The sequence below is a fragment of the Anaeromyxobacter diazotrophicus genome (genome assembly GCF_013340205.1).
In the GTDB taxonomy this organism is placed as follows: domain Bacteria; phylum Myxococcota; class Myxococcia; order Myxococcales; family Anaeromyxobacteraceae; genus Anaeromyxobacter_A; species Anaeromyxobacter_A diazotrophicus.
This window is the reverse complement of the sequence record NZ_BJTG01000001.1, coordinates 305958-322848: the sequence shown is the minus strand read 5'-3', so window position 1 is coordinate 322848 and position 16891 is coordinate 305958. Positions and strand designations below refer to the sequence as shown.

The following is a 16891-nucleotide window of genomic DNA, read 5'->3' as shown; positions in this document are numbered from 1 at the left end:
TTCACTCTTCCGTCGGCTTCGGCGCGAGCTGCGCCTTCGGCGCCAGGGTGTCGTCGACCGCGACCGCGGCGCCGTTCCGCAGCTTGAACACGCCGCTGCTCACGATGGTCTCGCCCGCCCCGAGCCCGGAGACCACCGCCACCAGGTCGCCGCGCCGCTCTCCCAGGCGCACGAACTTCTGCCGGACCACCGCGGCGGGCTTCCCGGCCGCCCCCTGCTGCGGCTCGATGGCGTAGACCGAGTCACCGTACGGCGCGTACATCACCGCGGTGGCCGGGATGGTGAGCACGGGCCGCTTCTGGGAGGCGAGGACCTCCACGTTCCCGAACATCCCGGGCCGCAGGCGCCCGTCGGCGTTCCGGAAGGTGGCGCGGACCCGGACGTTGCGCGTGGCCGGGTCCACCTCGGGGTTCACCGTCGACACCTCGCCTTCCCAGGCGGCGTCCGGGAACGTGTCCGTCCGGAGGCGGACTCGCTCGCCGGCCTCGACGTCCCGCAGCGCCTGCTGAGGCAGCCAGAAGTCGGCGTGAATGGGGCTCACCTGCTGCAGCGACGCGATCGGCGTCCCGGGCGCCAGGATCTGCCCGAGGTTCACCTGACGGATCGAGATGCGCCCCTCGAACGGAGCGCGGATGGTCTTCTTGGCGATGATGGCCCGCAGGTTCGCCACGGTGGCGTCCGCCTGCTTGGCGCGCGCCTCGGCCGCGTCGAGGTCGGCCTGGGCGTTGACCTCGCCCTGGCGCAGCCTCCTCGACCGCGTCAGCGTCGCCTTGGCGAGCTCCGCGTCCGCGACCGCCGCCGCGAGCTGCGCGTCCTCGGCGGAGGTGTCGAGCCGGACGAGCACCTCGCCGGCCTTCACCACCGCCCCGGACCGGAAGGTGATCTCGCGGACGCGCCCGGGGACCTCGGCGCCGAGCGTGACGCCCTGCACCGCCACGAGGGTGCCGACGGCCGCTCGCGCGGCCTCCCACTCCGCGCGCTGGACGGTGGCGGAGGTGACCGCCTGCGGGGGCGGGGTGAAGGACTCGCCGGCGTGGACCATGGTCACGATCTGGCCGGCCTTCACCCCGACGAGGATGGCGACGACGGTCACCAGCCCGACGACGACGACGATGCGCTGCCTGGTCTTGCTCTTCATGGGACGCTCCGGGACGGAATCGAAGGGTGCTGTGCAGAGAACGGGCCACGCTGCGGCCGCGCGCGCGGACCGCGCGGCGCCGCGGGCGGGGAGAGGCAAGTCGACGCCAGGTCGAGCGGATCGCTCAGGTCTTGAGCAGCCCGCCGGGGCGCGCAGGCACGGATCACGGCGCCACCTCCGCCCTGGGCTCGAGGAGGCTCACCCCCGCGGCGATCCGCAGCTGCGCGCGCGCGTTGACCAGGTCGGCGTCGGCCTGGATGCGCCCCGCGTCGGCCGCGAAGGCGTCGCGCTGCGCCTGCAGGAGATCGAGCTGCGTCGCGGTGCCCGCCTGGTACCGCTCGAGCGCGAGCTGCGCCGCGCGCGCGTTCACCTGCGCCTGGACGCGCGCGGAGCGGCTCCGGGCGATGTCCGTCGCGACCGTCCTCCAGGTGGCGTGGATGTCGTCGCGCGCGGCGAGCCGGGCGCGCTGCTCCCGCGCGCGCGCGGCGTCGGCGGCCGCGTCCTGGGAGCGGATGTTCGCGACCGTGGTCAGGTCGAAGGACCAGGTGAGCGCGACGACCCCCTGCCAGTAGAACTCCCGCCCGGAGAAGCCGGTGGCGTTCGTGCCCCGCTCCGTGATGGACGCGCTCAGGCTGGGGACCAGCGCGAGGCGCTGCGCCGTCGCCAGCTGCTCCGCGGAGACGCGGCGCTCGATCGCCGCCGCGAGCGAGGGGAGGTGATCGTCCGGCGGCTGGAACCGCTCCAGCGGCGGTTCCTCGTGGAGGTCGTCCGCGAGCGTCACCTCGCGGTCGAGCTCCGGGGTGACGCCGCTGGCCGATGCCAGCGCCCGCGCGACCAGCGCCACCTGCAGCTCCGCCGCCGCCACCTGCTGCACGTCGCGCTCCACCTCGCCCCCGGCGCGGTCCACGTCGAGCAGCGGGACGGAGCCGGCGGCGTGCAGCCGCTCCGCGGTCTGCAGGCTGGCGCGAGCCACCTCGAGCGCCCGCTTCGACGAGCCGACGAGCGAGACGTTCGCGACGAGCTGGTAGTAATCCTGGGCGACCTGCGCCTGGACGCGCAGGTCGGTCGCGGCCGCCGCGATCCCGGCCGCGCGGGCGCCGGTGCGGGCGGCGGCGATCCCGGCGAAGGTGGCGAGGTTCACGAGCGGCACGTCGAGCGTGGCGCTCCCGTCCAGCTGGCCCTTGGGCGTGATGGTGACCGTCGCGGGCGTGCCGCCGCCCGCCGCGGGAAGGTCGACGTCGGTCTCGTACTGGTTCCGGGTGTAGGTCCCTCGCAGCGACAGGCGCGGCAGCGCGCGACCGAGCGCCCCCTGCGCGTCCGCGCCCGCCTGCCGGTGCAGGGCGCGGGCCTCGGCGTCGTCGGCGCCGCTCGCCCGGGCGCCGCGCAGGAACTCCTCGAGCGGCTGGAGCGCGCTCGCGTGCGCCGCAGCCATCACCGCGCCGAGCGCGACCAGAAACCTTGCCATCCGCATGACTCGCTCCTCCTGCGGGGGGCGCAGTGCAGGGGCCGGGCCAGGCGGATCGTCCGCGGTCACGGGCGGCGAAGACGCGCCGCCGGAGGCGCGAGCGCGGCGGATGGCGCAGATCGCTCAGGCGCTGAGCAGCGGCCTCAGCGCGAGCCGCCGGAGCCGAAGTCCGCCGCGATCTCGTAGCGGCGGAGGCGCTCGGTGAGCGTGTTGCGGCTGATCCCGAGCCGCCGCGCCGCCTCGGACTGGTTGCCGCCGACCGCGGTCATCGTCCGAGCGATGACGGTGCGCTCGAGCACGTCGAGCTGCTCGCGCAACGTCTGGCCATCGGCCGCCGCGGCGGGGCCGGCGCCCGGCCGCGGGGCCGCGGGCTCGGAGGCGCTGCCGGAGAAGGCCTCCGGGCCGATCTCGCCGCCGCCGCTCAGGGCCACCATCCGCGCCACCGCGTTCTCGAGCTGGCGGACGTTGCCCGGCCAGTCGGCGGCGGTGAGGCGCTGCACGAGCGCCGGGGCGAGGCGGACGCCCTCCCCGTCGAAGCGCTCCGCGTACCGGAGCGCGAACTCGTGGGCGAGCGCGGGGATGTCCTCGCGGCGCTCCCGGAGCGGCGGCACCACCAGCTCGACCACCGCGAGGCGGTAGTACAGGTCCTGCCGGAACCGCCCCTCGCGCGCCTCTGCGGCGAGGTCGCGGTTCGTGCAGGCGACGATCCGCACGTCGACCTTCTCCACCCGCCCCGACCCCACCGGCTGGATCTCGCCGTCCTGCAGCGCGCGCAGCAGCTTCGCCTGGATGGCGATGGGGAGCTCGCCCACCTCGTCGAGGACCAGGGTCCCGTGGTTCGCCTCGGCGAAGAACCCGGCCCGCGCCTGCGCCGCGCCGGTGAAGGCGCCGCGGGTGTGCCCGAAGAGCTCCGCCTCGGCCAGGTCCGCCGGGATGGCGCTGCAGTTGAACCGGACGAGCGGGCCATCCGCGCGCCGGCTCTGGGCGTGCAGGAGCGAGCCGATGAGCTCCTTGCCGGTCCCGGTCTCCCCGCGCACGAGGACGGTGATGTCCTTCCCGGCCACCCGCGTCGTCGCCTCGAGCAGGCGCCGCATCGGCGCGGACACGCCGACCACGCGGCGGCCGATGGCGTGCTCCGCGGTCAGCTGCCGGTCGCGCTGGCGCAGCTCGCGGGCCTCGAGCGCGCGCGCGAGCGCGAGCAGCATCTCGTCCACGTCGAACGGCTTCGCGACGTACTCGTACGCGCCGGCCCGGATGGCGCGCACCGCGAGCCGCTCGGAGCCGTGCGCGGTGAGCAGGATCACCGGCAGGGCCTCGTCCCGCTCGTGGATGGCGCGCAGGAGGTCCATGCCGTCCATCTCCGGCATGGAGAAGTCGGTGACCACGGCGTCGGCGCGCTCCACGAGCTCCAGCGCCTCCGCGCCCGAGCGCGCCACGAGCGGCTCCCATCCGCGGCTCTGGACGAGCTCCTTCAGGGCCGCGCGGACGGAGGCCTCGTCATCGACGACGAGCACACGGGCCATCGCGGCCTCCCTTCGCCACGCGCGGCAGCGCGACCCGGACCCGGGTCCCCTGGCCGAGCTCGCTCTCGTACCGCAGCGACCCGCCGTGCTGCGCGATGACCGAGCGCGCCAGGACCACGCCGAGGCCGGTGCCGTCGTCACGGGTCGTGAAGAAGGGCGTGCCGATGCGCCGGAGCGTCTCGGCCGTCATGCCCCGCCCGGTGTCGCGGATCACGATCTCGGCGTCGCCGCCCGCCGGCCGCACCTCGACGTCCACCTCTCCGCCGGGAGGGGTGGCCTCGATCGCGTTCGCGACCAGGTTGAGGAGCGCCTCCTTGAGGCGGCGCGGATCGGCGTCGATGGCGGCTTCGCCCTGGGTGTACAGGCGGACGCGAGCGCCGTCGGCCCTGGCCGAGAGCACCTCCAGGGTGTCCGAGACCAGCCTCCCGAGCTCGACGCGCCTCGGCGTCACCTCCTGGAGCGGGCGGGTGAAGGACAGGTAGTTCTGCAGGATCTCCTGCATCCGCGTGACCTCCCGGTCGACGATCTCGAGCCGGTCGCGCGACGCGGCCTCGGCGGGGTTCCGCAGGCCGAGCTGGACGAGCGCCTTCACCCCCGTGAGCGGGTTCTTGAGCTCGTGCGCCACCTTCGTGCCGATCTGCTCGAGGCTCTGGGCGCGGGTGAGCGCGTCCGCCGCCATCTCCTCGCGGGCGCGGGCCAGCTCGCCGCGCCGCTTGCAGTTCATGGCGTCGGCCGGCTTGATGAGCGCCCCCGCGCCGAGGACCGCGACCGCGACGAGCAGGGCGTGCGCCGAGGCCGGCAGCTCGGGCCCGGCCCAGGCGCTTGGCAGCATGGCCATCGCGGCGACCGCGAGCGCCGTCGCCCCGAGCAGCAACCGTGTCTGGAGTCGATCGCCCACCAGGCAGGCGGCGGCGGCGTACGCCGCGAAGACCGTGACGAGCAGCGGGCTTCGCACGCCACCGGTCACGGCGACCGCGAGCGCGGTCGTGACGAGCAGGCTCGACTGCGAGAGGACGACCCACCACGCGACCGCGGCAGGGCCGGTGTTCACGCAGCGCTTCGGGTCATACCTCGGCGACCCCGGGGCGGCGCTGAAGAGATAGAAGTGCGCGCGCGGGAGCACGGCGGGGATCGCGAGGACGGCGATCCGCCATCCCGGGTAGCGGGCCGCCGCCAGGATCACCGCCGCCACGGCGTGATACGCGAGCGGGAAAACGTCCTCCGGACGTGGGTGCTGGAGCGCGCGGACGGCGCGCACCGCGATCCCCGGCCGTGCGGGGACGTCCGGCTGAACGAGGGTCGTGACGACCATGGTGAGCCTCTTCGCAAGTTTCGAGCCAGGCAGACGAGTCGCTCCACGCCCGTACCCTTTAATGCGTCCCCCTCCGTCCGACGCGCCGTGAGCCCGATGGGGCGGCGAGCCGGCGCAGATTGCTCAAGGGTTGAGCAGGTGGCCCGCCGGCCCAACCATCGCGACCCGGGCTCGCCGCGGCATCCCCCTGGTCCCTCCCTCATCGGCTGGCGCGGGAGGGACCGGCCGCTATGGAAAGCCGGCGCGGCGCCCGCGCGCAACCCCCTCCGGAGGAGTCGAGCATGACGCACGCTGGCGACCGCAGTTGCCTGTTCGTCGCCCGGCTGTCGCTCCTCTCGAAGCTGGGATCTCTCGCCGGCGCCCTGGAGTACGAGGAGGCGCTCACGGCGGTGGGCCGCCTGGCCATCCCGGAGCTGGCGGACTGGTGCATCTTCGACGTGATCGAGGACGGTGAAGCCCGCCGGATGCACGTCGCTCACCGGGATCCCGGGCGGGCCCCCCTGGCCGAGGCCCTGCGCCGGTACCCCTTGGACCACGCCGGACGCCGCCGCCTGCCGGCGTCGAGGGCGGCCCGGTCCGGGCGGCCGGTGCTGGTCGCCGACTGCACCGAGGAGACGCTCCGGAGCGAGGCCGACGGCGAGTACCTCGAGCTCATCCTCCAGCTCGGCGTCTGCTCGCTGCTCGTCATCCCGGTCACGCTCTCGAGGTCGGTCGCCACCATGACCTTCGTGATGACGTCCGAATCGGGGCGGAGGTACGGCGAGGAGGACGTCGCGCTGGCCGGCGAGCTCGTGCGGCGGGCGGGCCAGATCGTGGAGAGCGCGCGGGTGCACCAGAAGCTCCGGGAGACGGAGGAGCGGTTCCGCGTGGCCCTGGCCCACTCCAACATCACCCTCTTCGAGCAGGACGCGGGGGGCCGCTACCGGTGGGTCTACAACCCGCCGCTCGGCTACCGAGCGAGCGAGATCGTCGGCAAGACGACCGAGGAGCTGGTCGGGCCCGAGCAGGCGGCCCCGCTGAACGCGCTCGACCGCGCCGTGCTCGAGACCGGCGGCCGGGCCCAGGAGGAGGTCCGGATCTCGGCCCGACGGGGCGGCGTCCACCACCTGCTCGTCTCGCAGGAGCCGCTGCGCGACCGCTCTGGCGCCATCGTCGGCCTCACCGGCGCCGCGACGGACATCACCGACCAGAAGCGTGCGCAGGAGCAGCTCGCCCAGGCGCTCGCCTTCCGCGAGCAGATGATGGGGATCCTGGGCCACGACCTCCGCAGCCCGCTCGGCGCGGTCCGGGCGCTCTCCTCGCTCCTGCTGCGGCGCGACGAGCTGCCGGAGAGCGCCCGGGACCCGGTCGCGGAGATCGGCCGCGCGGCGCAGCGCATGCTGGAGATGATCGGGACCCTCCTCGACTTCACGAACAGCCGCTTCACCGGGACCCTGCCGATCGCCCCCGTCGCGACGGATCTCCACGAGGTGTGCCGCGAGGTGATCGCCGAGCTGCGGGCCTCGGCGCCGGATCACGCCATCGAGCTGTCGCTGGAGCGCGACGGACGCGGCACCTGGGATCCTGCCCGCCTGGCGCAGGTCGTCTCGAACCTCGTCTCGAACGCGCTCCAGCACGGCGCGAGCCACGCGCCCGTGCGCGTGTCCGTCCGCGGCGACGAGGCCACCGTCGTGCTCGCGGTCGCGAACGCGGGGCCGGCCATCGCGCCGGAGCTGATGCCGGTGCTGTTCGAGCCGTTCTGCCGGGGGTCCGCCCTCCGCGACGCCACCCACGCGCGCGGTCTCGGGCTCGGCCTGTACATCGTGAGCCAGGTGGTGAAGGCCCACGGCGGCAGCATCGCCGTCGACTCGACCGCGGAGCGCGGGACCTCCTTCACCGTCACCTTGCCGCGCGCCTCCGGGCGCCGGCCGGAGGATCACCGGGCGAGCTGGCAGCCCGCCGTGGGCGCCTGACGCGGCCGCTCGTCCTGTCGGGGCCGGCGCCGCGGGCGCGAGACCGCGCCCGCTGCCGTCAGCGCCGCGCCAGGCCCCCGCGCTCCAGCACCCCGCGCAGGTCCGCCCAGAGCGCGTCGTACATGTTGACGCTGAGGTAAGGCTGGTAGGTGACGAGTCGGTGCGTCTCGTCGACGATGGCCACCGCCGGCCGCACGTCGGCGCCGAGCTCCCCGGCGAGCGCGTCGCGCTGGTCCACCAGGATCGTGGCCCGCAGCCCCGACTGCCGCAGGGTGGCGCGCAGGGCGGCGGGGGCGTAGCCGCTCGAGGCCACCGCCACGAAGCGCACGCTCCCCGCGCACTTGCCCTGCAGCCGCGCCACGTCGCGCAGCGTCTGCAGCGAGAAGTCGTGGTCCGGGCGGAACAGCACGAAGACCGTGGCCTGCGCGCGGCCGAGCAGCGGCTGGTGCCCGCCGTCGAGCGCGGTCAGCTCGCGATCGCGGATGCGGTCTCCGACGGCGACGTTCCAGAACGCGAGCGGGCGGGCCGGGGCGAGCGCCGCGGCGACCGCGCCGGCCAGCACGAGCCCGCGCACCCAGCGGCCGCGGCCCTGGCCCGACGGCTCCAGCTCCTGGTGGAATGGTCCCATGGGCGCCTCTCCTCCTGCGGTCGACGCGATGGCGACCGATAGCGGCGCAGCCTATTCGGTACTGGCGTGATGTCACGAAAATGTCCCCACCTCGGTGGACGCGCCGGCCCGCGACCACGGGTCCGATCACACCCCCGCCGGCGCTTCCTCGCCCTGGCGGCCGGCGCCGCCGCCGCGCTGGCCTGGCCGCGCTCCACCCGCGCCGCGAGCCCGCGCATGCTCACCCGCACCATCCCCTCCACCGGCGAGCCGCTCCCCGCGGTCGGCCTCGGCACCTGGCAGACGTTCGACGTCGGACCCGACGCGGCCGCCCGCGCGCCGCTGCGCGAGGTGCTCCGGCGCTTCTTCGAGGCGGGCGCGCGCCTCGTGGACAGCTCGCCCATGTACGGCCGGTCGGAGGAGGTGGTGGGCGATCTCCTGCGCGGCACGCCGTGGCAGCCGCGGGCCCTCGTCGCGACCAAGGTGTGGTCCACCGGCCGCGAGGCGGGGGAGGCGCAGCTCGCCGCGTCGGAGCGGCGCATGGGCGGCCGGCTCGACCTGGTCCAGATCCACAACCTGCTCGACTGGCAGGCGCACCTCCCCACGCTGCGGGCCTGGAAGGAGGCGGGCCGCATCCGCTACCTCGGCGTGACCCACTACGCCCTGTCCGCCTTCGACGAGCTCGAGCGCCTGGTGCGGCGCGAGAAGCTCGACTTCGTGCAGCTCCCGTACTCGGTCGGCGTGCGCCAGGCCGAGGCGCGGCTCCTCCCGGCGGCGAAGGACAGCGGCACGGCCGTGATCGTCATGCGCCCGTTCGAGGGCGGCTCGCTCTTCGCCGAGGCGCGCCGCCGCCCGCTGCCGCCCTTCGCCCGCGAGCTCGGCGCGGCGAGCTGGGCGCAGCTCTTCCTGAAGTGGATCCTCGCGCACCCGGCGGTCACGGTCGCCATCCCCGCCACCGCCAACCCCGAGCACCTCTCCGACGACCTCGGCGCCGCGCGCGGCCCGCTGCCGGACGAGGCGCTCCGCCGCGAGCTGGTGGCCTACCTGGGGGCCTGAAGGGCCCCCGGCGGCGGGGCGCGCCGGTCAGGCGAACTTCCGCGCCTCGAGCGTCTCGCCCTGGTGCTTCCCCTCGACCGCGGCGAGGTAGGCCTTCGCGCAGGCCGCCGCCGGGATGCCGATCGAGGGGTCCATCTTCAGCGCCTTCAGGGTCTCGGTGATCCAGGGCGGGCTGACCACGTTCACGCGCAGGCCGCGCGGCAGCTCGAGGGCGGCGCCGGCGACGAACCCCTCCAGCGCCGCGTTCACGAGCGAGATGGCGGCGCCGCCCGGCATCGGCTCGTGCGCCAGCACGCCGCCGGTGAGCGTGATGGAGCCGCGGTCGCGCAGGCGCGGCGCGGCCGCCTGGACGAGGTGGACCTGCCCCATGAGCTTGCTCCGCAGGCCGAGCTCGAAGTCCGCGTCGGCGAGCTGCGCCAGCGGCTTGAAGGCGGCGCTCCCGGCGCAGCACACGACCGCATCGACGTCCCGCACCGTCTCGAACAGCCGCGCCAGCGACGCCGGGTCCTCCAGGTCCGCCTGGACGGCGCCGTGGCGCGCGACCCTCACCACCTCGTGCCGGGGCGCCAGCGCCTCGGCGACGGCCTTGCCGATGGTGCCGGTGGCCCCGATGACGACGACCTTCATGACGTCCCCCTCGCCGCGGCGGCGGCGCTATCCGACCACCCGCAGCCGGTGGCCGCGCAGCTCCGGCCACTTGGCGGCGGCGAGGTAGAACTCCTCGCGCGTCTCGCGCCCCTCCACCGGCACCGTGGCGGAGATGGGACGGCGCCGCGGGCGATCGCTCGTCGGCGCGTCCTCGGGCAGCTCGTACAGGCGGTGGCTCACCACGTCCTCGACCAGCACGCTCATGGCGGCGCTCCCTGCCAGGCGCGGGTCACTTCCGCTCGGCGGGCGGCGCCGCCTCGCCCTCGCCCCGCTTCGATCCTCGGCCGCGCTCCGGCTCGGCCGACGCCTGCTGCTCGCGCTTCTTGTCGTCCTCCTCCAGCTGGTGGATGCGTTCCTCGAGGGCGTGGAACCCGCCCTTCTTCGTCTCGGCCATGGTCGTCTCCTCCGTCCGAAGAGCATGGTGCGCCTCGCGCGCCGTTGCAGAGGAGCCCCGGACGGCGGAACCCACCGAGCCGGGAATGGCCGGCGGCGGCCCCGGGGGCGCGCGGCGCCATCCGTGGTGCGGCGCGCCCCCCGCGCAGGTACGATGCGCGGCGATGACCCCCGGCCCCCTCTGGTCGCTCGAGGCGAGGAGCGAGACGGCGCGCGCGGTCGCGGCCGCGGCCTACCTGGTCGCGGTCGCGCTGCTGGTGGTGCTCCAGGAGCTGGGCGTCCGGCTGCGGCGCGAGGAGGCGCGCGCCTGGTGGGCCGGCAACGGCCGCGACCTGCTCAACGCGCTCGGCCTGGCGGCCGTCGCGGCCGCGCTGCGCGCCTACGGGTTCCCCCTGCCGGCGGCGCTCGCCACCGGCGGCACGCTCACGCTGGCCCTCTTCGGCACCTCCGTCTTCATGGACCGGCAGGACCGGATCGTCCGGCGGCGCGCCTGGGCGCTCCTGGCGGCGCTCGCGCTCGCCGCGCCGGTGCTCCTCTTCCCGGGGCAGCTCCTCGCGCTGCTCGGGGAGGTCGCGCGCCGGCTCTTCCCGCTCGTCGGGTGAGGTCGGGCGGAGGGCAAAAAAAAGAGGCCGCCCGGGGGCGGCCTCTCGTTCACGTCGGGTTCGGGGTGAGGGGGATTACATCCCCATCCCGCCCATGCCGCCCATCCCGCCCGGCATGCCGGCGGGGCCACCGGCCGACTCCTCCTTCGGCTTCTCGGCGATCATCGCCATGGTGGTCAGCATGAGCGAGGCGACCGAGGCGGCGTTCTGCAGCGCGGTGCGGGAGACCTTGGTCGGGTCGATGACGCCGGCCTTCACCAGGTCCTCGTACTCGCCGCTGGCGGCGTTGAAGCCGTACGCGGCCTCCTTCGACTCCTTCACCTTGTTCACCACGATCGAGCCCTCGAGCCCGCCGTTCTCGCTGATCTGGCGGATGGGCTCCTCGAGCGCCCGGCGCACGAGCTCCAGGCCGGACTTCTCGCCCTCGGTCACCTTCACCTCGGCGAGCGACTTGAGGCAGCGCAGATACGCCACGCCGCCGCCGGGGACGATGCCCTCCTCGACCGCGGCGCGGGTCGCGTGCAGCGCGTCCTCGACGCGGGCCTTCTTCTCCTTCATCTCGGTCTCGGTCGCGGCGCCGACGTTGATGACCGCCACGCCGCCCACGAGCTTGGCGAGCCGTTCCTGCAGCTTCTCCTTGTCGTAGTCGCTGGTGGTCTCCTCGATCTGGGCCCGGATCGTCTTCACCCGCGCCTCGATGTCGGCCTTCTTGCCCGCGCCGTCGACGATGGTGGTGTTGTCCTTGTCCACCGTGATGCGCTTCGCGCGGCCGAGCTCCTTCAGCGTCACCTGCTCGAGCTTGAGGCCGAGCTCCTCGGCGATCATCTTGCCGCCGGTGAGGATCGCGATGTCCTCCAGCATGGCCTTGCGGCGGTCGCCGAAGCCGGGCGCCTTGACCGCGCAGACGTGCAGGGTGCCGCGCAGCTTGTTGACGACGAGCGTCGCCAGCGCCTCACCCTCGACCTCCTCGGCCACGATGAGGAGCGGCTTGCCGCCGCGGGCGATCTGCTCCAGCAGCGGGAGCAGGTCCTTCATGTTCGAGATCTTCTTCTCGTGGATGAGGATGTACGCGTCGTCGAGGACCGCCTCCATCCGCTCCGGGTCCGTCACCATGTAGGGCGACAGGTAGCCGCGGTCGAACTGCATGCCCTCGACCACGTCGAGCGTCGTCTCGAGGCCCTTCGCCTCCTCGACGGTGATGACGCCCTCCTTGCCGACCTTCTCCATGGCCTCGGCGATGATGTTGCCGATGGTCTGGTCGCCGTTGGCGGAGATGATGCCGACCTGGGCGATCTCCTTGTGGTCCTTGGTGGGCTTCGACAGCTTCTTGAGCTGCGCCACCACGGCCTCGACCGCCTTGTCGATGCCGCGCTTGATGTCCATCGGGTTGTGGCCGGCCGCGACCAGCTTCGAGCCCTCGCGGTAGATGGCCTGCGCCAGCACGGTGGCGGTGGTGGTGCCGTCGCCGGCGACGTCGGAGGTCTTGGAGGCGACCTCCTTCACCATCTGCGCGCCCATGTTCTCGAACTTGTTCTCGAGCTCGATCTCCTTCGCGACGGTGACGCCGTCCTTGGTGATCGTGGGCGAGCCGAAGCTCTTCTCGATGACGACGTTGCGGCCCTTCGGGCCGAGCGTGACCTTCACGGCGTCGGCGAGCGTGTTGACCCCCTTGAGGATCGCCTCGCGCGCGCGCTGGTCGAACAGGATTTCCTTGGCAGCCATTCGTATTCTCCTCGGCGGGGGGCGAGCCCCCGCCCTACGTGACGGCGGGGCGTGCCCGCCTTTCTCGGGGTGGGTAGGGTGGGGGCAACTACTTCTCGATCACGCCGAGGATGTCCTCCTCGCGCATGATGAGGTGCTCCTCGCCCTCGATCTTGATCTCGGTCCCGGCGTACTTGGAGAACAGCACGCGATCGCCGGCCTTGATGTCGAGCGGGCGGACCTTGCCGTCCTCGAGGACCTTGCCGTTGCCGACGGCGATCACCTGACCCTCGATCGGCTTCTCCTTGGCCGTGTCGGGGATGATGATGCCGCCCTTCGTCTTCTCCTCCTCGGCGACGCGCTTCACGATGATGCGGTCCTGGAGCGGACGGATCTTCATGGACTCCTCCTTCTTGAGATGCGGTGCCCGGGGGGGCGGCCGGCTGGGGAAAAGGGAACGTCGTTAGCAGTCAGCCGAGCCGACTGCCAACGACGCGGGGTACTTTAACCACGCGCGATCACCTGTCAAGCGCGCCCGGCCGCCTGCGAGGGGGGCGGCGCGGCAGGAGATTTCGCCCCGGGCTGGCAGTCGAGGCGCGCTGGCGCTCGCAGGCGCCGACTGCCAAAAACTCACGAAATCACGAGGGGTTGTGTCGGCGACCCGCCGAGGGTACCTTTTTCGAAGGGACGTCCGGTGCGACGGGAGGCGCCCGGGCGGACGAACCCGCGGTGTGGAGGTCTCCACCAGGTGAGCGAACCCATCGTCGTCGGCCAGAGCGCGCAGGAGTACTTCAAGGAGCTGGTGTCGGACAGCCTCGCACAGCGCAGGCTGCGGGTGCGAGAGGCGACCGAGTTCTACCTCGTGAACCTGCTCGCGGAGCGGCTGCACGGGGGCGCGGCGCGGGGCGCCCCCGACGAGCCGCTGGCGCTGATGCTGAAGCGGGCGCTCGAGGGCGACCGGGAGGCCCGGTACCGGAACCTGAAGCAGCTCGGGGACACCTCGCTCTTCGTCTCCGGCTTCTTCGGCGACTCGCTCGCGCGGTCGCTGGTGGACGTGGACTACTACATCGCCATGGGCGAGCGCGCGTACGACGCGCTCTCGGGCGAGCCGCGCGGGCCGTCGGGCGCGCAGCTCCTCTTCGCCGAGCTGGCCGAGCGGTTCCCGCAGCTCGTCGACCTGCTGGCCGAGATCGCGGAGCAGTCCGAGCTGCGCTCGAACCGCGGCGTCCTCCGGCTCTACGAGCGGTTCCTCGCCACCGGCTCCGAGCGGCTCGCGCGCCAGCTGCGCGAGCGCGGGGTGGCGCTCTTCGCCGGCCCGTCCCGGCCGCGCCGCGACCTGAAGCAGTGACGTGACCATCCCCTTCTTCCAGGCGGAGCTCGAGGCCATCTACGGCGTGCGGGCGCCGGCGGTGGAGGACTTCCTCGTCGATCGCGAGCGGGCGCGCGCGGCGGCGGGTGAGCCGCGCGCCCTCGAGGCGCTGTTGGTGCGCGAGTCGGAGGAGGGGCTCGAGCTGGGGCTCTTCCTCGCCGACGAGGTGCTCTTCGCCGCCCGAGCCGCCGACCCGCACGATCGCCGGCCGCTCCTCACCGCCCCGGAGGTGCTGCCGCGGCTCGCCTGCGCGGCCGAGGGCGTGTCGCACTTCGTCTACCTCGTGACCCGCGCCGCGGCCGGGCTGCCGGTGTCGCTCCTCGAGCTCGAGGTCCAGGCCGAGGTGGACAAGTGGGCGCTGCTCGTCCTGCACCTGTGGCGGCGCGGCCACCGGGGCGCGTCGCGCGCGCTGCGGCGGCGCCTGTTCGAGCGGGTGGCGTACCTGCCGCACCTCGCGCCGGACGAGCGCGAGCGCTACCAGCTCGCGAACCGCCTGGCGGGCGGCTACGCGCGGTGGCTGGAGGCGCGCTACGTGGATGGGGCCGACGCCGACGGGCTCCTGCGCGAGCTGCGGCAGAGCTACCGGATGGGCGGGGCGGAGAAGCTGGGGTACCTGGGGGCGCGGGCGCTGCAGTGAGGCGCGGCGATCCCGGGGGGACGAGCCCCCGCCCTACTTCAGCGTGCGGGTCTGCCCGGCGCCGATGTTCACCTTCTCCTGGTCGAACTTGCCGGAGAGGGCGTCGCGCACCGAGCGGTCGAACCGGACCTTGCTCGTCGCGATCTCGCGCAGGGCCAGCACGGCCGGCTTGTTCTTGGAGGCGGGGAGGAGCGGCCGCGCGCCCGCCATGAGCTGGCGGGTCCGCTTGGTGGCCAGGAGGACGAGCGCGAAGCGGTTGTCCACCATCGGCAGGCAGTCTTCTACGGTGACGCGGGCCATGTCTGATCTCTCTCCCGGAAGTCGAAGGGGCGAACTTTAAGGGGGTGGACGCCCCGCGTCAACGCCGGCGTCCGGGGAGGGCGGGGGAGGGGGCGGCTGCTCGAAGGCCTGGCGGTCCCGGGTGAGGCGCCAGGCCACCCCGCCGTCCACCAGCGCCACCGTCCCGTCGCCGGTCCGCACGAAGCGCGTCCCGTCGTAGGCGTTCTCGCCGCCGAGCGCCAGCTCGACCTGGCGGCCGCCGTCGAGCGTCAGCGTGAGCTGCGCCTCCGGCGCCGCGAGGCCGTACTGCTCCAGCGCCGGACCGTCCGCCGGAGAGAGCACCGCCTTCTTCTGGAGCCCGGCGACCGCCTCCAGGAGGCCCTCCACCACGCGCCGCTGCGCCGGCGCGGGCCGCTCGCCCTCGAGCCGCCAGCCGTCGCCCGCGCGGGCGAGGGCCGTGGTGGTGCCCTTCGCCCGGAGCGTGAGCGCCTTCACCTGGGCGGGCTCGAACGCGAAGAGCCGCTGGCCGGCGGCCTTGCGCGCCGCCGCGGCCTCGTCCTTCCGCGCGACGCCGAACCAGGCGAAGGCGACCGCGCCCGCCGCGACGGCGAGCAGCGCGAAGGCCGAGAGGAGCGAGCGGGCGCGCGAGGTCATGGCCGTTCCGGGCGGGCCTACCGCGACCGCCGCACCATCCACACCGCCAGGCCCAGCACCAGGAGCCCCACCGGGAGCACGTCCACCGAGAGGAACTTGAGCGCGGTCGCCTGGGCGTCGGTGAGCAGCACCAGCGACGCCTCGCGGCTCCGCGGCCGGAGCGTGATGCGGTCCTCCTGCTCGGCGAGCCAGGAGAGCGCGTTCATGGCGAAGTCCCTGTTGCCGCCGAGCTGCAGGTACTGGTTCGTGAAGAAGTCGGAGTCGCCGGCGGCCACCAGCCGCGCCGGGCGCTGTCCCTCGCCGGCCGCCGGCTTCTCCGCCGCCATGGCGAGCGGCAGCGGGCCGCCCTTCTCGCCCTCGTCGCGCCGCGCCTGGCCGCGCTCGAAGACGCCCTTGAGGTCCGTCTCGCCCCAGGCCTCGCTGCCCGTGAGCGCGAGCGGCGTCGGCGTGACGCCGGCCTGCGTGAGCGCCACCAGCGAGCGCGCGGTGGGGAGGACGAGCGCGGTGTCGGCCAGCTCGCGCGAGATGGGGTGCGCGCCGGAGGGGAGGGCGATGGGCGAGACCGGCGAGCCGAGCAGCTGCGCCGCCGGCGACGGGTCCACCACCACGTCGTCATCGGCCTGCACGCCGAAGCGCGCCAGGAGCTTGTCGAGGCCGGCGTCCGCCTCCGGCTCGAGGAAGAGGCCGAGGTGCCCGCCCTGGTCGGCGTAGGCGTCGAGGAGCTTCAGCTCGGGCGGGAGGAGCGCCTTCCTCGCCCCCGCCACCACCAGCACCGCCGCGTCGGCCGGGACCCGGCCCTGCTCCGGCAGCGAGAGCGGCGCCACCTCGTACCCCTCCGCCGTGAGCGCCTTCGCGAGGAGCCCGTAGCCGCGCGGCTCCTGCGAGGCGAGGTCGGGCTCGCCGTGGCCGGTGAGGAAGTAGATCTTGCGGGCGGCGGTGCGCGTGACCTTCACCAGCGCGTTCGTGACGCCCTGCTCGTCGGCGGCCGAGGCGGGCGCGCGCTGGTCGCCGGAGAGGAGCAGGATGCGCGGGCCGGAGGAGAGGACGCCGTAGGCGCGCGCCTTCTCCGGGTTCTTGTAGGGGTCCACCAGCTCGAAGGTGAAGCGCGGCGTGACGGCGGCGTACCGCTCGAGGAGCGCGCGCGCCTGCGCGTAGCCCTCCTCGTCGAGGCGGTAGACCGCGAGGGCCTTCACCGGCGTCTTCAGCGCCCGGAGCGTCCGGACCGTGTCCTCCTGCAGCGTGAAGATGCGGTTCTTGGTGAGGTCCCAGCTCTTCGGGCGCTGGTAGGCGATCCAGTTGGCGGCGCCGAGCGCCACCACCAGCGCCAGCGCGGAGACCGCCGTCACCGCCCCGAAGTGGAGCGCGCGGCCGGTGAAGAACCGGCGCAGCCCGCCCGCCTCGCCGAGCGCGAACGAGGCGGCGGCGCAGGCCGCCGCCAGCACCAGCTTCCCGACCAGGAAGCGCGTGTTGCCGAAGAAGAGGGTGACCGCGCTCGTCGCCAGGAGGACGAGGCCGACGGCGCCGAGGACGCGGGAGAGGATGGGCTTCTTCATGG

18 protein-coding genes are annotated in these 16891 nt (G+C 74.1%); 5 read left to right on the top strand and 13 right to left on the bottom strand.

All coding sequences use genetic code 11. The annotated features are described in order from the left end of the window. Position 1 precedes the first annotated feature (1 nt). From HWY08_RS01430 to HWY08_RS01415, 4 genes are all read right to left on the bottom strand, one after another. Positions 2-1138, bottom strand: coding sequence for an efflux RND transporter periplasmic adaptor subunit (locus HWY08_RS01430; protein ID WP_176062338.1), 1137 nt, complete (start codon positions 1136-1138; stop codon positions 2-4). Positions 1139-1301: 163 nt separating this feature from the next. After that, on the bottom strand, positions 1302-2603 hold the full coding sequence (locus HWY08_RS01425) for a TolC family protein (protein ID WP_235969393.1): 1302 nt from the start codon (positions 2601-2603) through the stop codon (positions 1302-1304). Between the two features lie 143 nt (positions 2604-2746). Beyond that, on the bottom strand, positions 2747-4126 hold the full coding sequence (locus HWY08_RS01420) for a sigma-54-dependent transcriptional regulator (protein WP_176062336.1): 1380 nt from the start codon (positions 4124-4126) through the stop codon (positions 2747-2749). Next, on the bottom strand, positions 4101-5438 hold the full coding sequence (locus HWY08_RS01415; protein WP_176062335.1) for a sensor histidine kinase: 1338 nt from the start codon (positions 5436-5438) through the stop codon (positions 4101-4103). Before HWY08_RS01415 ends, HWY08_RS01420 begins: the two co-directional genes overlap by 26 nt. A gap of 281 nt (positions 5439-5719) precedes the next feature. Here HWY08_RS01415 and HWY08_RS01410 point away from each other — a divergent pair, with 281 nt between their 5' ends. Continuing rightward, positions 5720-7390, top strand: coding sequence for a sensor histidine kinase (locus HWY08_RS01410; RefSeq protein WP_176062334.1), 1671 nt, complete (start codon positions 5720-5722; stop codon positions 7388-7390). Between the two features lie 58 nt (positions 7391-7448). Here the strand turns inward: HWY08_RS01410 and HWY08_RS01405 are convergent, their stop codons facing one another. Next, positions 7449-8018, bottom strand: a complete 570-nt coding sequence (locus HWY08_RS01405) for a hypothetical protein (RefSeq protein ID WP_176062333.1) — start codon at positions 8016-8018, stop codon at positions 7449-7451. A 216-nt stretch (positions 8019-8234) separates the two neighbouring features. Here HWY08_RS01405 and HWY08_RS01400 point away from each other — a divergent pair, with 216 nt between their 5' ends. After that, positions 8235-9053, top strand: coding sequence for an aldo/keto reductase (locus tag HWY08_RS01400; RefSeq protein WP_176062332.1), 819 nt, complete (start codon positions 8235-8237; stop codon positions 9051-9053). Positions 9054-9080: 27 nt separating this feature from the next. On the opposite strand, the gene HWY08_RS01395 is transcribed toward HWY08_RS01400, so the two are convergent. Genes HWY08_RS01395 through HWY08_RS01385 form a run of 3 tightly spaced genes read right to left on the bottom strand, consistent with a single transcriptional unit; the run spans position 9081 to position 10095 of the window. Beyond that, the gene (locus tag HWY08_RS01395) at positions 9081-9680 is read right to left on the bottom strand and encodes a short chain dehydrogenase (RefSeq protein ID WP_176062331.1); all 600 of its coding nucleotides are present in this window, start codon (positions 9678-9680) and stop codon (positions 9081-9083) included. 27 nt (positions 9681-9707) lie between these two features. Further along, positions 9708-9905: a hypothetical protein gene (locus HWY08_RS01390; protein WP_176062330.1), complete on the bottom strand. Its 198-nt coding sequence runs from the start codon at positions 9903-9905 to the stop codon at positions 9708-9710. Positions 9906-9930: 25 nt separating this feature from the next. Continuing rightward, positions 9931-10095, bottom strand: a complete 165-nt coding sequence (locus HWY08_RS01385) for a hypothetical protein (RefSeq protein WP_176062075.1) — start codon at positions 10093-10095, stop codon at positions 9931-9933. Positions 10096-10258: 163 nt separating this feature from the next. Between HWY08_RS01385 and HWY08_RS01380 the strand changes: the two genes are divergently transcribed. After that, positions 10259-10696, top strand: a complete 438-nt coding sequence (locus HWY08_RS01380; RefSeq protein WP_176062329.1) for a hypothetical protein — start codon at positions 10259-10261, stop codon at positions 10694-10696. 75 nt (positions 10697-10771) lie between these two features. Here the strand turns inward: HWY08_RS01380 and groL are convergent, their stop codons facing one another. Continuing rightward, complete coding sequence (gene groL, locus HWY08_RS01375) at positions 10772-12418, bottom strand: chaperonin GroEL (RefSeq protein WP_176062328.1); 1647 nt, start codon at positions 12416-12418, stop codon at positions 10772-10774. An 88-nt stretch (positions 12419-12506) separates the two neighbouring features. Then, complete coding sequence (gene groES, locus HWY08_RS01370; RefSeq protein ID WP_176062327.1) at positions 12507-12797, bottom strand: co-chaperone GroES; 291 nt, start codon at positions 12795-12797, stop codon at positions 12507-12509. 348 nt (positions 12798-13145) lie between these two features. Here groES and HWY08_RS01365 point away from each other — a divergent pair, with 348 nt between their 5' ends. Both HWY08_RS01365 and HWY08_RS01360 read left to right on the top strand, forming a co-directional pair. Then, the gene (locus HWY08_RS01365) at positions 13146-13745 is read left to right on the top strand and encodes a hypothetical protein (RefSeq protein ID WP_176062326.1); all 600 of its coding nucleotides are present in this window, start codon (positions 13146-13148) and stop codon (positions 13743-13745) included. Position 13746: 1 nt separating this feature from the next. Continuing rightward, positions 13747-14403, top strand: a complete 657-nt coding sequence (locus tag HWY08_RS01360; RefSeq protein WP_176062325.1) for a hypothetical protein — start codon at positions 13747-13749, stop codon at positions 14401-14403. 33 nt (positions 14404-14436) lie between these two features. Here the strand turns inward: HWY08_RS01360 and rpoZ are convergent, their stop codons facing one another. From rpoZ to HWY08_RS01345, 3 genes are read right to left on the bottom strand one after another with little or no spacing between them, the layout of a single operon-like run. Further along, positions 14437-14703 carry a DNA-directed RNA polymerase subunit omega gene (rpoZ, locus tag HWY08_RS01355; RefSeq protein ID WP_176062324.1) on the bottom strand — a complete coding sequence of 89 codons (267 nt, stop codon included), beginning with the start codon at positions 14701-14703 and terminating at the stop codon, positions 14437-14439. A gap of 36 nt (positions 14704-14739) precedes the next feature. Next, positions 14740-15336 carry a DUF4340 domain-containing protein gene (locus HWY08_RS01350; RefSeq protein WP_176062323.1) on the bottom strand — a complete coding sequence of 199 codons (597 nt, stop codon included), beginning with the start codon at positions 15334-15336 and terminating at the stop codon, positions 14740-14742. Positions 15337-15353: 17 nt separating this feature from the next. Then, positions 15354-16889, bottom strand: a complete 1536-nt coding sequence (locus HWY08_RS01345) for a GldG family protein (protein WP_176062322.1) — start codon at positions 16887-16889, stop codon at positions 15354-15356. Positions 16890-16891: the final 2 nt, after the last annotated feature.

What these genes read in the sequence shown, in the direction of transcription:
- HWY08_RS01430 (WP_176062338.1), bottom strand. Translation starts at nt 1,138, where the DNA reads ATGAAGAGCAAGACCAGGCAGCGCATCGTCGTCGTCGTCGGGCTGGTG.
- HWY08_RS01425 (WP_235969393.1), bottom strand. Translation starts at nt 2,603, where the DNA reads ATGGCAAGGTTTCTGGTCGCGCTCGGCGCGGTGATGGCTGCGGCGCAC.
- HWY08_RS01420 (WP_176062336.1), bottom strand. Translation starts at nt 4,126, where the DNA reads ATGGCCCGTGTGCTCGTCGTCGATGACGAGGCCTCCGTCCGCGCGGCC.
- HWY08_RS01415 (WP_176062335.1), bottom strand. Translation starts at nt 5,438, where the DNA reads ATGGTCGTCACGACCCTCGTTCAGCCGGACGTCCCCGCACGGCCGGGG.
- HWY08_RS01410 (WP_176062334.1), top strand. Translation starts at nt 5,720, where the DNA reads ATGACGCACGCTGGCGACCGCAGTTGCCTGTTCGTCGCCCGGCTGTCG.
- HWY08_RS01405 (WP_176062333.1), bottom strand. Translation starts at nt 8,018, where the DNA reads ATGGGACCATTCCACCAGGAGCTGGAGCCGTCGGGCCAGGGCCGCGGC.
- HWY08_RS01400 (WP_176062332.1), top strand. Translation starts at nt 8,235, where the DNA reads ATGCTCACCCGCACCATCCCCTCCACCGGCGAGCCGCTCCCCGCGGTC.
- HWY08_RS01395 (WP_176062331.1), bottom strand. Translation starts at nt 9,680, where the DNA reads ATGAAGGTCGTCGTCATCGGGGCCACCGGCACCATCGGCAAGGCCGTC.
- HWY08_RS01390 (WP_176062330.1), bottom strand. Translation starts at nt 9,905, where the DNA reads ATGAGCGTGCTGGTCGAGGACGTGGTGAGCCACCGCCTGTACGAGCTG.
- HWY08_RS01385 (WP_176062075.1), bottom strand. Translation starts at nt 10,095, where the DNA reads ATGGCCGAGACGAAGAAGGGCGGGTTCCACGCCCTCGAGGAACGCATC.
- HWY08_RS01380 (WP_176062329.1), top strand. Translation starts at nt 10,259, where the DNA reads ATGACCCCCGGCCCCCTCTGGTCGCTCGAGGCGAGGAGCGAGACGGCG.
- groL (WP_176062328.1), bottom strand. Translation starts at nt 12,418, where the DNA reads ATGGCTGCCAAGGAAATCCTGTTCGACCAGCGCGCGCGCGAGGCGATC.
- groES (WP_176062327.1), bottom strand. Translation starts at nt 12,797, where the DNA reads ATGAAGATCCGTCCGCTCCAGGACCGCATCATCGTGAAGCGCGTCGCC.
- rpoZ (WP_176062324.1), bottom strand. Translation starts at nt 14,703, where the DNA reads ATGGCCCGCGTCACCGTAGAAGACTGCCTGCCGATGGTGGACAACCGC.
- HWY08_RS01350 (WP_176062323.1), bottom strand. Translation starts at nt 15,336, where the DNA reads ATGACCTCGCGCGCCCGCTCGCTCCTCTCGGCCTTCGCGCTGCTCGCC.
- HWY08_RS01345 (WP_176062322.1), bottom strand. Translation starts at nt 16,889, where the DNA reads ATGAAGAAGCCCATCCTCTCCCGCGTCCTCGGCGCCGTCGGCCTCGTC.